The sequence below is a fragment of the Paenibacillus sp. MER 180 genome (genome assembly GCF_023713665.1).
In the GTDB taxonomy this organism is placed as follows: Bacteria; Bacillota; Bacilli; order Paenibacillales; family Paenibacillaceae; genus Paenibacillus_B; species Paenibacillus_B suaedae.
This window is the reverse complement of record NZ_JAMAVT010000010.1, coordinates 34,126-46,877: the sequence shown is the minus strand read 5'-3', so window position 1 is coordinate 46,877 and position 12,752 is coordinate 34,126. Positions and strand designations below refer to the sequence as shown.

The following is a 12,752-nucleotide window of genomic DNA, read 5'->3' as shown; positions in this document are numbered from 1 at the left end:
TTTCCTTTCTATGTAAGCCTCATTTAACTTGCACGGTCTATCCGTTGTCACTCTAAATTATTCAGTCATTTGCAGGAACAATTCCACGTCTTGCAATGTCACATCTATCGCCGATTGCCAGAAATCTGGCTTCGTCAAATCTACGCCAAGGTGCTTCTGTGCAAGATCCTCTACCGTCATTACCGCTGTATCCCTCAGCAATGCATCGTACTTCGCTGCGAAGGATTCGCCTTCTTGCAGAGCTCGCGCATACAATCCCGTACTAAACAAGTAACCGAATGTGTAAGGGAAGTTGTAGAACGGCACACCCGTCATGTAGAAATGCAGCTTAGACGCCCAGAAGTGCGGGTGGTACGAATCAAGTGCACCACAGAACGCTTCCTTCTGTGCCTCTTCCATAAGCGAGCATAGTTCCTCAGAGGACAATACGCCTTGCTTGCGCTTCTCGTAGAAGCGAGTCTCGAACAGGAAGCGCGCATGGATATTCATGTAGAACGCAATTGACCGCTGAAGCTTATCTTCCAGCAGTGTCAACTTCTCTTGCTCATTCTTCGCCTGCTTCACCGCAGAGTCAGATACGATCATCTCGGCAAAAGTGGAAGCCGTCTCTGCTACGTTCATCGCATATGACTTTGCAAATGTAGGAAGATCCTCCATCACATGCGTATGATAACCATGTCCAAGCTCATGGGCAAGGGTGGACACGTTCGATGGTGTGCCGGCATAAGTCATGAATATACGCGTTTCTTTGCTAACAGGCATCGACGTACAGAACCCACCTGGACGCTTGCCAGAGCGATCTTCCGCTTCGATCCAGCGCTTCTCGAATGCATTCACTGCGAACTTGGACATACGCGGGCTGAACTTCTCGAATTGCTCGACAATCGTACGCGCACCCTCATCGTAAGAAATCTTGGATTGCGTGTCGCCGAGTGGAGCTTCTACATCACACCATGTGAGTTTCTCTACACCAAGCAGCTTTGCTTTTCGCTCCAAATATTTCACGAACGGCTGCTTATTGCGAACGATCGTATCCCACATTGCATCCAGCGTCGCCTGCGACATCCGGTTGTAGGCAAGGGGCTCCTTCAACACTTCGTTCCAGCCACGGTTCTCATACAGTTTCAAGCGGAAGCCTGCAATTCGGTTAAGGGCGTCAGCACAGTAGTCCGCACGCTCTTCCCATGCTTCTTCCCACTTCGCGAACATGTCCTCGCGTACCGAGCGATCAGCATCAGACAACTTGTTGTCAGCTTGTCCTGCAGAAAGAAGCACTGTCTCCCCATTCTCTTCATGCTTGATACGGAAATGGGATACGATAGTGTTATAGTTGGCACTCCATCCGTGATAACCATCTGTTGCCAAATCCCCAACAAGCGCTTCCTTCTCCGGTGACATTTTCTCCTTTGCCCATTCTCGGCGTTCAGTCAAATTGAAACGAATGCCTGCAATTTCAGGCAGTGCAACAAATTCAGACCATACTTGCTCATCCATGCCGCGCAAAAGCTCATCATACAGCGTATCCAAAGTAACCAGTCGGGCACCGATTGTACGTACACGGTCGGATAATTGAATCGCTTTCTTATCCTTTACATTTTGTGCCGTCAAGCACCCTATGTAAGCACCTGCCTCACGTAACTCTGCAATCAACTGCTGAAGCTGTTCAGTCAATTTGGCAAGCTGTCGTGCCTCCTCAACAGATTGAGGAATAGCCATTGCCTTAAGCTCACTCGTGATCGAAGAGATCTTCTGTTCACCGGAAGACAGTGCAGCCTGAAGTGCTTCAGATTCTGATCCACCTTCAAAAATAACATCCAAATCCCACGTTTGACTTAACGGTTGTTTCATCGTGCACACACCTTTCAATTGGCTTAATTTGTCCACACCTATTCAACCTTGCAAAGTTTGAGTTTTGCACCTTGACCGTGTATAACTAAACTATATCAAAATTTATAGGAACTCGCATAGGGAGGAACGTGAGATGAGACCATTACCAATCTCCGCAGACACCGCTGTCAAACTGTCTAAGGCGCTTAATGTCCCCTTAGAGCAGCTCATGCATATGCCGCAGCACATTCTTATACAGAAGCTTGCCGAGCTTAACAAGGCAGAACAGAGTCCTTCTGGCACAGAACAAACATCGGAGAGCACCAAGGAATGATACCATTTGAAAATACACTGCCGTATGATCAGCTAATGGGCGACCTGTATATATCAACCTGCCCGTTTTGTAAGAAAGACAATGTCCTTCTTCCCATTAAGCCAAATGAGCTTCCTGATATCCATGACGGCAAGAAACGGCTCCTTGTATTCCCTTGTTGTCGCAACCGCCTCGTCATCGTCGACGCGGATAACGATTATTTGCTCGCAGACCGCGCGATTCGATAGAATGCATGGATCAGTGAGGATTGATTTTCACTGGTCAAGACAAAGACGTGTACCCCACTTCTGCCGGATACACGTCTTCTTGTCTCCTCATTCAATCGGCCATACTTGATGTAGCGTTTTCAGTTGCTTCTCTCATTTCCTCACGAATTAATGTCCACTGCTCTCTAGCAGCTCGGATCATTGCCGCATCCATGATCCTTTTATCATGAATAATTTTACTGAAGCATTTCACAGCCTCATTGAATTCGCCTAATCTGCGATACAGCTCCCCGATAATAAAAATGAGCCGCGCATCGTTCTGATCGCGCCACTCCTGCTCCAGCACGGCAACATAGGCGTCAAGTGCATATTGCATATATCGACGCTCTTCTACCACATCATTGCGATATCGATACAACCATGCGATATGGTGAAGAAGACCAGCAACCACACGATGGCTCTCGCCAATAGTCTGAGCTGTTAACAGAGCCAGCTGGTACGTTGCAAGCGCATCCTCCCAAGTCCGCTCGCCACCGTAATCACGGTTCTTCCACTGGTTCGCGATGCGTGCTTCGAACTTCCTACGCTGCGGCTCGTACCAATGTTTTAAGGAATTTTCTGTGGATGCACATCCACATGAAGGACATACCCGAACTACATAATAGTCCGGATTCACCTTGCCCTCGTCATAATGCGTACAAAAATCACTGTCAATGCGTGAGGGCTTCTTGAAGCGAGGCCGTACACGCGAAGTAACAAATACCTGTTCACAGTACGGACAGCCTACCTTCACCGTAAAAAGCGGTTCAACCTCCATAAATCGTTCCTCTTTTCTGCTGATCGATTATGTGAGTCGCACGAAGTCCATGAAAACGAATCTATTATGGAATACATGAGCCGTTCTATTTGAACAAGGAATTAAGCCTCATCATTCGTATTAATAAAGTGATACGCTGGGCCCGATAAGCGATCGATAACCATCGTTGCCAGCCCTGGCTCCATTCCAATCTCATGAAGCGCTTCCCGCATGCAGCCTAACCATGCATCTGCACGATCACGCGTTATCGGAAATGGTAGATGACGTGCACGCATCATTGGATGTCCGAACTGATCAGAGTAGAGAGATGGTCCTCCGAAAAACTGCGTCAAGAACATGAATTGTCGTTCCATTACCGGCATAATATCCTCTGGGAATAGTGGCGCAAGCAAAGGATGAGCCTGGACTCGTGGATAGAAAGCCTCCACCATCTTCCGAACCGTCGCCTCTCCGCCGATCGCCTCATATATTGTTTGACTGTACCGTTCCATAATCGCTCCTATCTATTCTCCATCATGCGACTGCCATCAACAGCCAGCATTTCGTCAATAAAGTAGTCCTTGTTCAACACTTTATTACAAACGAGCAGAAGTTTCAATCAAATGAATGGTGAACGCGCAAATAAGCACAAAAAAACGCTGAGCATCTGTTCAGCGTCTGGCCGTAGTTGTAGTCTCTTCTTACCTTGTCTTTACCAATCTTCTTCTGGTGATCCCATTAACGATTCCCGAATGACATAAACAAAAGCGCAAACAAGGATGCCTGCAATAATGCTCACACCAATCACCCCTAACGATCGGATACGCATTTCATCTTTCTTGTATTTTTAGTGTACCATAATGCTTCCCGAAATGACACGGATAAATGCAAGCGTTTCCTTTACGTTTTGATTACAGAATAAAGACAGAATTGTATCATCACAGCGCTGTTCTGAAGGTGAACAGCATGATTGTTGTCCCTTTATCATATGTTGTATTGCAGTGGTCGTCCCATTGACTGAAGAAGTAGAGGGAGTGAATATACAATGAGCCGCTCTCGGACAAGCTCCTCCATCCAGATTGTACTCATCGCAGCAACGATTGGTCTCTTCATTTTATTAATGATCATATATCCTGACACCGTATTATCCGCTTCGACACGGGGATTGGCCATCTGGTGGGACGTCCTGTTCCCATCCTTGCTCCCGTTCTTTATTATATCCGAAGCTCTGCTTGGTTTCGGCATTGTACACTTCATTGGCACCTTGCTTGATCCAATCATGCGCCCGATGTTCCGCATTCCTGGAATCGGCGGGTTTGTGGTCGCAATGGGGTATGCATCCGGTTACCCTGTTGGAGCCAAGCTCACTACTCAGCTGCGAATGCAGAGGTTCATTTCCCGTGAAGAAGGGGAGCGCCTCGTCGCCTTCACCACGTCATCCGATCCTATATTTCTAATAGGTGCTGTATCCATCGGATTTTTCGGAGACGCCAGCCTAGCTCTTACGATTGCACTTGCTCATTACGGAGCGGCATTTGTCGTCGGGCTATTAATGCGATTCCATGCTCCGCATGCTCCTATGACACCCATAGCAGCAGCTGTCGAGCCGATCTCCTCCCATGGACAGACGAAGCGTGTCAGGCAGACTCCCCTCGTTGTCCGCGCCTTCTGGGCCATGCATGAGGCAAGGCAGAAGGATGGCCGCTCCCTCGGCACCTTATTGCAGGAGGCTGTTGCCTCTTCTTTAAAGCTTATGATCGTTGTAGGAGGGCTGGTTGTCTTTTTCTCCGTTGCGATGGACTTACTGTCCGCAATTGGGGTTATGCGTGTATGGGAGACTGTGCTGCAAGGGCTGCTTCAGACTGTTCAACTCCCCGGCTCCCTCTCTTCCGCCTTTTCCGGTGGAATATTTGAGGTCACTCTTGGCGCTAAGGGCGCTGGAGCCGCGGACTCAGCTGGCACTCATGCACAAGTGGTAGCCGCAGCTTGGATTTTGTCATGGGGCGGATTGTCCGTCCATGCCCAAATCGTAAGTATTATGAATCAGTGCGATTTACGATATATTCCTTTCTTTGTTTCCAGACTCATTCACAGCTTCCTTGCCGCATTCGCCGCTTTTATCCTGTATCCGCTGCTCCATACAAGAACGATACAATCCTTGCTCCCTACGTGGCTGTCTGACTTAGACAACAGCATAATCCCAACGAAAGTATGGAATACAGCATGGTCAGCCACACATACTGGTCTTCTAGCAGCCTTCGCCATTATCATTATATTGAGCATCGGATCAGCGGCTGTTGGATTGCTGCGATACTTCCATCGAATGGGCAGATAAGGGAACGGTAATCTGCTTCAGATGAAATGGCGATTGTATTCCAGATGTGGAACGTATAATATGGAATTGGATATACTTCGTTATAAATCTTAATGAAAAGCAGTGCAAAGGAGCCAACGCCTTGAAGTACGCAGTAATGAACCGGGGAGACGACGTATCTGCCGCATTAGCTGACACGTTCCACCAACTGGCCAACGATCGGGGCCTAGTACGTGATGATGACGAACCGAATATTGTATTATCCATAGGCGGAGACGGCACGATGCTTCAAGCGTTCCATCGATACATCGATCAGCTTGATCAACTTGCATTTGTTGGCATCCATACCGGCCACCTCGGGTTTTACGCGGATTGGAAGCCAGATGAAATTGAGATGCTCGTTCAGTTGATTGCAGATAATCGAACTCAAGATCAAATATCACCGCGCATCGTCAAGTATCCGCTAATTGAGCTGCAAGTCGCTACTCATGACAACGGCTCCAACAAGACATACATCGCATTGAATGAGTTTACGCTTAAAGGGGTAGAAAATACGCTCGTCGCTCAAATTGATATTAATGACGAACTGTTCGAAATGTTCCGTGGAGATGGGGTGTGCGTATCTACTCCGTCTGGAAGTACAGCTTACAATAAGAGTCTCGGCGGGGCTATGGTTCATCCCTCGATCCCATCGATTCAACTTGCTGAGATTTCATCCATCAACAACCGTGTGTATCGTACGCTTGGATCGTCGCTTATTTTGCCGAAGCATCATCATTGCGACATCCATTCTCAGAAGAAGCAGAAATTGCTCCTGACGGTTGATCATATCAACATTCCGTTGGAGCAGCTGTGCTCCATACGCTGTAGAGTCGCCGATCAGAAGGTAACATTTATTCGCTATCGTCCATTCCCGTTCTGGAATCGGGTGCGTGAAGCCTTCCTCGGATATGACGAGCACGGCTGTTATAACGTATAAGTTCAACTTCACAATGCCCGCTGTTCACTGGACGGCGGGCATTGCTATGTCCTATTCATGCAAACGGCACCGCTTCTCGTCTTGAACAGATGAGAAGCGGTGCCGGTAAGTCCATCTACTATGGTATTATACTGTGTCCGCTTAGGAACGCACTTCTTTAGGTGCGCGTTCTACCCGCTCTGCCCGTTCCTTCGATTCCGCAGCAGGTCGTGGCTGCACACCTGCCTGATTCGGTGTACCGCCTTTGCCATGATTCTGCTTATTGCGATTGCGCGAATGACGAGGCTTACGCTCAGACGAGGATGGCTTCGCAGCTGGTTCCGCTGCAGCATCCTGATTATTTTGCTTCGGCTGGAGTACGATCCCCTGCTTCGGTTGCTGCGGCGGCAAATCCGCAGTAGGCGCTTCCAATGCTGCTGCACCTTCTTGTTCTGCTTCATCACCCTGATCTCCAGCAGTCCTTACACGGACATCCTTGTTGCCTACCCTCTCCAATATGAAATAGGCGCATCCGAAATTGCAATATTCATTAATGTAATCCATCATTCCGGACAAGGCGCTATCCTTAGTGGATTTCGCATGAGTGTCACGGAAGAAGCCTTTGAGGCGAAGCTGATTGTATCCCCAATCCCCTAGAATGTAATCATACCGTTCTAGTACTTCGCTATAGCGACCCTTGAATGCTTCCGGATTCCATGCGTTCTTGTACTCATGAATGATTTCGTACGATCTGCCTCCAATTTGAATCACGTCCGTGATTCCCCCTTCCCCTGCCGCAGCAGGCTCAAGCACGAACGGAGGAGCGCGCTTTATCGAGGTTGTTCCCATAACATAGAGGCCTGCATGCTCCCTCTCCTCCCGATTGCCGCCGCTGCTCCTTACAAGTCGCTAGCAACTTGTAAGGAGACTGGGACATCGAGTAGATGATGCATTCTTCCCGCTGCTGAACATCGGCTTCTCGAACGGTCACTCTTTAGGCGAACTCCGTCTCATCGCCAGCGGCTAACAACACGATTACGCTTGTGTAGCCATGGACTTATGAGCGGACTGGACTTGTTCATGCGCATGGTAGGAACTGCGGACAAGCGGTCCCGATTCCACATGGCTGAACCCACGCTTCAATCCTTCGTTCTTCAGCTCTGCAAATTGTTCTGGAGTGTAATATTTCTCAACGAACAAGTGTTTCTTCGTCGGCTGTAAATACTGTCCAATTGTCATAATGTTGCAATCAACGGCGCGAAGATCGTCCATTGTCTGCAAGATTTCATCCCATTCTTCCCCTACGCCAAGCATTATGCTGGATTTCGTAGGAATGTTCGGCTGCATTTCCTTCGCACGCTTCAACAATTCAAGTGTGCGTTCATACTTCGCCTTCGCACGTACACGGTCGGACAACCGTTCTACCGTCTCGACGTTATGATTGAGAATGTCTGGCTTTGCGTCCATAACCAACTTAAGTGCATCCCAATTACCCATAAAGTCCGGGATAAGCACTTCCACACTACAGAGTGGCAACCGGCGACGTAGCGCCCGGATCGTCTCTGCAAAGATTGATGCTCCTCCATCATTCAAATCGTCTCTGGCTACGGATGTAACGACACAATGGCGCAAGCCCATGCGCTCTGCAGCTTCTGCTACGCGTTCTGGCTCCTGCAAGTCTAATTCCGTCGGCATGCCGGTATTGACCGCACAGAAGCGGCAAGCACGAGTGCAGATGTCTCCCAAAATCATAAACGTCGCCGTACGATTTGCCCAACATTCATAAATGTTCGGACAACGTGCTTCCTCGCACACGGTGTGCAACGTTTTGGAGCGCATCATATCTTTAATCTCGGAATAGTTCTCTCCGGTAGTCAGCTTGATGCGTATCCAATCTGGTTTCTGCTTCTGCTCTCTCGTTTTCATGGAGTCTACCTTCCTTCTTGTTCGCTTAACCTTGACCTAATTCTGTATTATACCATGAACCCTTCAAAATCTATACCTACGTGTCCATTGCTTGGATAAAAAGGCCATTTACGCACATTCTAACATTAAATCAACCTTTTCAGGTATGGAATAAGGAGGAAATGAAGACATGAGACAAGCTCCATCTTATCTATGTGCAGGACTTGCCTTATGGCTGGGGCTGATGACACCACATTCGGCGGTGTCGGTTCATGCCGCTCCGTCTGGTTCACAGCAGCAGAAGATTCAGTCTAGCCAGCAGTCTGGAGCTGCCAAAGATTCTGGTCAGGCACCATCCCCGGCAGGGGATGTATGGAAAGAGCGTCGAAATTTATATGAGCAAATGTCGATACTGACCGGAATCCCCTGGTACCGATTAGCTGCCATCGACCAGTACGAGCGGGCGTTGACCAAAGCCAACCCAAAACAGCGTAAACATCCAGATCGACTAACAGGCGTATATGTGGATCCCCGTAAATGGGCTGGCATGCTGAACCCGGATATCAATGATGACAACCCGAAGTCGATATCTATCTTTAGAGGTATTGGACGCGACGGTTCCGGGGACAATCGTGCGGACGCCTCGAATGATGTGGACTTGCTCTACAGCGTCGCTTCGATCATTGGAGCCTATGGGCCTAATGTCGAAGATTTCGGCAATGGACTGTGGCATTATTATTCCAATCCACGTGCTGTTCAGCGTGTCCAGCAGTATGCGCGGATTTTCGAGCATTTCGATAAGGTAGATCTGTTCGAGTATACTTTCCCATTGCCTCTTGGAAGCTCCTATTCATATCGAAGTACTTTTGGAATGGGACGGCATTACGGGGGATATCGTATTCATGAAGGCACCGATATCTTTGCCGGATATGGGGTTCCTGTGCGCAGCACCTGCTATGGCATCGTTGAGGTGAAAGGCTGGAACCGTTACGGCGGCTGGCGGATCGGCATACGTGATCTGAATAACATTTATCATTATTACGCCCACCTTTCTGGTTATGAAAAACATATTAAGGTTGGCGATATCGTCACCCCAGGTCAGACAGTAGGATGGGTTGGCAGCTCTGGATATGGCAAGCCTGGCACATCAGGCAAGTTCCCTCCGCATCTCCACTATGGCGTATATCGCGATCGCGGCTTAGTCGAGTACGCGTTCGATCCGTACCCGCTTCTGTACCAGTGGGAACAATCCGATAAGCGCAAGCGGCTGAATTCCAAGCGGCGCTAACGATTGGGTTCTAAATAAGGCAAAAAGGGCACATCTTTCGGCCGTACCGATGAATGTGCCCCTTCTTCATATACGAATCCCATACACATTCCATTACACATCTGATACAGATGCATGCGCCCTTTATCATACAGAATTGATTTTTTATCGCTTACAGCCTCATCATACTTTTCATTTCATATCTTTGTGCGCCATAATCCGATCACGATCCAGTATTGCCGTTACCGCCATGCTGCTGCACATCACCAGTCTCGGCCGGAGCTGTCGGATCAGCATGCGTTTCCGTCTGTGCTGGAACTGTTATCCCTTCCTGCTTGCTGCCGGAAGTAATACTCCCGCTTCCTCCGCTGCTTGGAACCGACTGCATAGGCAGCGACAAGGCAGGGGCTTTCTCCCGATTCGCTCCCACTGGCTGGCCCTTGCCATCATAATAGTACATTGGAACATCCCCTACGACGAGCAAATAGGAGATTGGAATTTGAGTTTCAACCACTTCAGGCTCCAGATCGAATGGAATGACAATCGCGACCTCTTCCGTCACCTTGATATACACCTCAACCAGTACCATATTGATGCCAACGTCCATAGGGCGGGTATTCAACTCCACCTTAACCGCACCCTGCGGCTCCATCTTAACCGGTATCCGTGGGCCGAAGGAAGCGATCAGTGGACTGCCCAGCGCTTGACCAAGCGGAATCTTGTCACTGATTTCATGAATATTCTTGAGCGAGGACTCTACAATATCTACCGTTTCAGAGGTAATCCGCATATGCTCGTTGTAATTCAAGACGAAGCTTGTCACTTTACCGCGTGAATCGGTTTTCCATTCAATCAGCTTATCGAGTTCTCGCCCACGCATCACCTGATCGGTAATCGCTCGGTTAATGGCCTGCGTCGCAATTTGCTTTACACGAATTTTAGCCAAATGCATGAGCGGCCCCTTCACATTTCTATCCACGTAGACGAACAATTGCACTGTCAATAGGGTGAAAATAACGAGCGCAATGAAGAAGGCTCTGCGTTTTCGCTTCGGCTTCGCTTGTCTGCTGCTCCAGCCTGTTGATACATTTTTGGCTTCTGATTGACTTGCAACTGGCATCCTCGGCCGTGGACGCCACCCTGACGCTCTCCAGCCTGGACGGCGTTTGCTCCAAGATATTTTCGGCCATCTCCATCGCCGCGCACGGAACCCGCTCGAACGCCACCTGTTCACATCCGATTCCCCCTTCCGGTCGGTGCAACGAGCAGCCTGTACGTTCTCAGTGTATGCTTGCCCGAGGGAAAAAAGAAGAAATCAACCGTGTAATGTATTGCAGGACAAAAAAACGAGCAACCAGATTAATTCGGATTGCTCGTTCGATATGAATGATAAAAATAGTTGTCAGAATTTCGATCTGCTCCATTACTTTTTCATTCACCATTCGATTTACTACGTACATGTAACCTGTATCAAAATGTTAACGAAGAATATCTCCACTGATTATCTAGTGCCTTCCATACATCGTTCGTCTCAGCACCTACATACCAATAGGCAAATCCCGCCACATTGCGTTTGCTCGCCATTGCATACTTCGTACTCAAGGAGCGGCTTTCTTCTGCCCACACTTGATGTCTTATTCCTCGATCCATGAAGTCAGCGATATACTGTGATGTTCGGTCATCCCATTTGACCTTGCGGGAACGAAGCAACTCACCTTGCTCATTCAATGTCATTTCACGGGAAGTAACACCTTTTTCTTTGATCGCCCAATCTCTCGTATAGAAGGGAAGTGCTACGATGACTTTGTTAGCCGGCACCGACTCCACAAGTTTATCCAGCGCGCGCTGCACCCATGGCAGCGATGACACGGATCCCGCATTCGGCGCACCGTCCCAGTGCTCATCGTAACTCATCAGCACCATATAATCCGCAGACTTGCCAAGTGCTGCATAGTCAAACGCCTCCGTCCAATCTGTCCCCAAGTCAGGAGACACATCAATAGATAGGACTGCCTTCTGTTGATGCAGCTTAGCCGCCAGTTCCGACACGAACACGGTTAAGGCCTGTCTATCATCTGGTCGCACATTTTCAAAATCAAGATTTAAACCATCTAACCCATATGTCTTCACAAAGCCCGACAGCTTCGCAATGACCGCATTCTTCTTCGTTGGATCCGTAAGCACCTGATGCGTCAAATCCGCATTGAAGCGATTGCCTACAAGCGCCCACACCTGCTTGCCATGCTGCTTCGCCCACGATAGGAGCGCCTTGTCGGTTTGATCCGAAACCGTCTGCTTCGCATCAAGGAAATACCATCTTGGCGATAATGTATTAACGGTTGAGCCCGAAACCTTCTCTATATACTGCTGCGTCGAAAGCTCATGCATCCATCCCATCTCGATGCGCTTCGGCGGGGTCTTCGTCAGAGCCTTCGACCAATCAGGACGTTGAAGCGCCCGATTCAATACGACGGCCGTCTCCTGCCGGGTCAGCGGATCATTTGGCCGGAACCCTTCATCGTCACCGGTCATAAGGTTCAGCTTTTGCATGATGCTTACATACGGTACTGCCCATTTCGCAATACGCGATGAATCTGGATAAGACAATACTCCAGAGCCGGATATCGCTGATTGCTTGAAGGCACGTACAATCATTGCAGCCGCTTCCTGGCGAGTTACAGGCTGCTGCGGCTGGAAGCTTCTCTCCCCTGTTCCCTGTACCAAATGCAGCAATGACCCAGCTTGAACCGCACCATAGTACCAAGCGCTGCGCGGCACGTCATCATAGGCAGAAATGTCACTTGCCACGGGGTGCAAATTAAACATTCGATTGATCATGCTGATTAACTCCGCTCGGGTCACAGATTTCTCCGGTTCATAGCGTCGATTACCAGACCCGTTCACAATGCCTTTCTTATATAAGGTGACAATATCCTGCTGTCCGTATATGCCAGCAATATCATCGAATGGCAAACCTGAACTTGCACTCTTTGATTCTCCCCATGCCAAACTTCCGGTTATAAACATCGCGGCCACAGCCGTTAACAATACAATTTTGCGTCGAAAGGTCACTTCGATATCCTCACTTTACTAGAGATGATAGATTGCGCTATCTTCCATCCTAGCAAAAAAAGACTCTTTAATA

Annotated in this window: 11 protein-coding genes and 1 pseudogene; 5 read left to right on the top strand and 7 right to left on the bottom strand. The window is 48.8% G+C overall.

Annotated features, from left to right (window positions below):
* Nucleotides 1–57: 57 nt before the first annotated feature.
* Nucleotides 58–1,848: a M3 family oligoendopeptidase gene (locus M3661_RS17345; RefSeq protein ID WP_021254265.1), complete on the bottom strand. Its 1,791-nt coding sequence runs from the start codon at nt 1,846–1,848 to the stop codon at nt 58–60.
* A gap of 133 nt (nt 1,849–1,981) precedes the next feature.
* Here M3661_RS17345 and M3661_RS17340 point away from each other — a divergent pair, with 133 nt between their 5' ends.
* A complete protein-coding gene (locus M3661_RS17340; RefSeq protein ID WP_021254266.1) occupies nt 1,982–2,161 on the top strand; it encodes a YycC family protein in 180 nt (59 codons plus the stop codon).
* Nucleotides 2,158–2,388 (top strand): hypothetical protein, encoded by a 231-nt coding sequence (locus M3661_RS17335; protein ID WP_065290677.1) that lies wholly within the window; start codon nt 2,158–2,160, stop codon nt 2,386–2,388. The genes M3661_RS17340 and M3661_RS17335 overlap by 4 nt, the downstream gene beginning before the upstream one ends.
* 91 nt (nt 2,389–2,479) lie before the next feature.
* Here the strand turns inward: M3661_RS17335 and M3661_RS17330 are convergent, their stop codons facing one another.
* Together M3661_RS17330 and M3661_RS17325 are read right to left on the bottom strand one after the other, a co-directional pair.
* A complete protein-coding gene (locus M3661_RS17330; RefSeq protein WP_251487016.1) occupies nt 2,480–3,184 on the bottom strand; it encodes a DUF2225 domain-containing protein in 705 nt (234 codons plus the stop codon).
* Nucleotides 3,185–3,285: 101 nt separating this feature from the next.
* Nucleotides 3,286–3,675 carry a globin domain-containing protein gene (locus M3661_RS17325; RefSeq protein WP_065290679.1) on the bottom strand — a complete coding sequence of 130 codons (390 nt, stop codon included), beginning with the start codon at nt 3,673–3,675 and terminating at the stop codon, nt 3,286–3,288.
* A 533-nt stretch (nt 3,676–4,208) separates the two neighbouring features.
* Here M3661_RS17325 and ylbJ point away from each other — a divergent pair.
* Both ylbJ and M3661_RS17315 read left to right on the top strand, forming a co-directional pair.
* Nucleotides 4,209–5,498, top strand: coding sequence for a sporulation integral membrane protein YlbJ (gene ylbJ / locus M3661_RS17320; protein WP_251487013.1), 1,290 nt, complete (start codon nt 4,209–4,211; stop codon nt 5,496–5,498).
* Between the two features lie 121 nt (nt 5,499–5,619).
* Nucleotides 5,620–6,456, top strand: a complete 837-nt coding sequence (locus tag M3661_RS17315) for an NAD kinase (RefSeq protein ID WP_021254271.1) — start codon at nt 5,620–5,622, stop codon at nt 6,454–6,456.
* 141 nt (nt 6,457–6,597) lie between these two features.
* Here M3661_RS17315 and M3661_RS17310 read toward each other — a convergent pair whose 3' ends face one another.
* Both M3661_RS17310 and lipA read right to left on the bottom strand, forming a co-directional pair.
* Complete coding sequence (locus M3661_RS17310) at nt 6,598–7,284, bottom strand: YutD family protein (protein WP_285853078.1); 687 nt, start codon at nt 7,282–7,284, stop codon at nt 6,598–6,600.
* A gap of 186 nt (nt 7,285–7,470) precedes the next feature.
* Nucleotides 7,471–8,373 (bottom strand): annotated as a pseudogene (gene lipA, locus M3661_RS17305) (lipoyl synthase); the annotation flags it as partial.
* Between the two features lie 157 nt (nt 8,374–8,530).
* Here lipA and M3661_RS17300 point away from each other — a divergent pair.
* Nucleotides 8,531–9,628, top strand: coding sequence for a M23 family metallopeptidase (locus M3661_RS17300; protein ID WP_251487010.1), 1,098 nt, complete (start codon nt 8,531–8,533; stop codon nt 9,626–9,628).
* A 202-nt stretch (nt 9,629–9,830) separates the two neighbouring features.
* Here M3661_RS17300 and yunB read toward each other — a convergent pair whose 3' ends face one another.
* Both yunB and M3661_RS17290 read right to left on the bottom strand, forming a co-directional pair.
* The gene (gene yunB / locus M3661_RS17295) at nt 9,831–10,841 is read right to left on the bottom strand and encodes a sporulation protein YunB (protein WP_065290682.1); all 1,011 of its coding nucleotides are present in this window, start codon (nt 10,839–10,841) and stop codon (nt 9,831–9,833) included.
* 236 nt (nt 10,842–11,077) lie between these two features.
* Nucleotides 11,078–12,679, bottom strand: coding sequence for an S-layer homology domain-containing protein (locus M3661_RS17290; protein ID WP_251487007.1), 1,602 nt, complete (start codon nt 12,677–12,679; stop codon nt 11,078–11,080).
* Nucleotides 12,680–12,752: the final 73 nt, after the last annotated feature.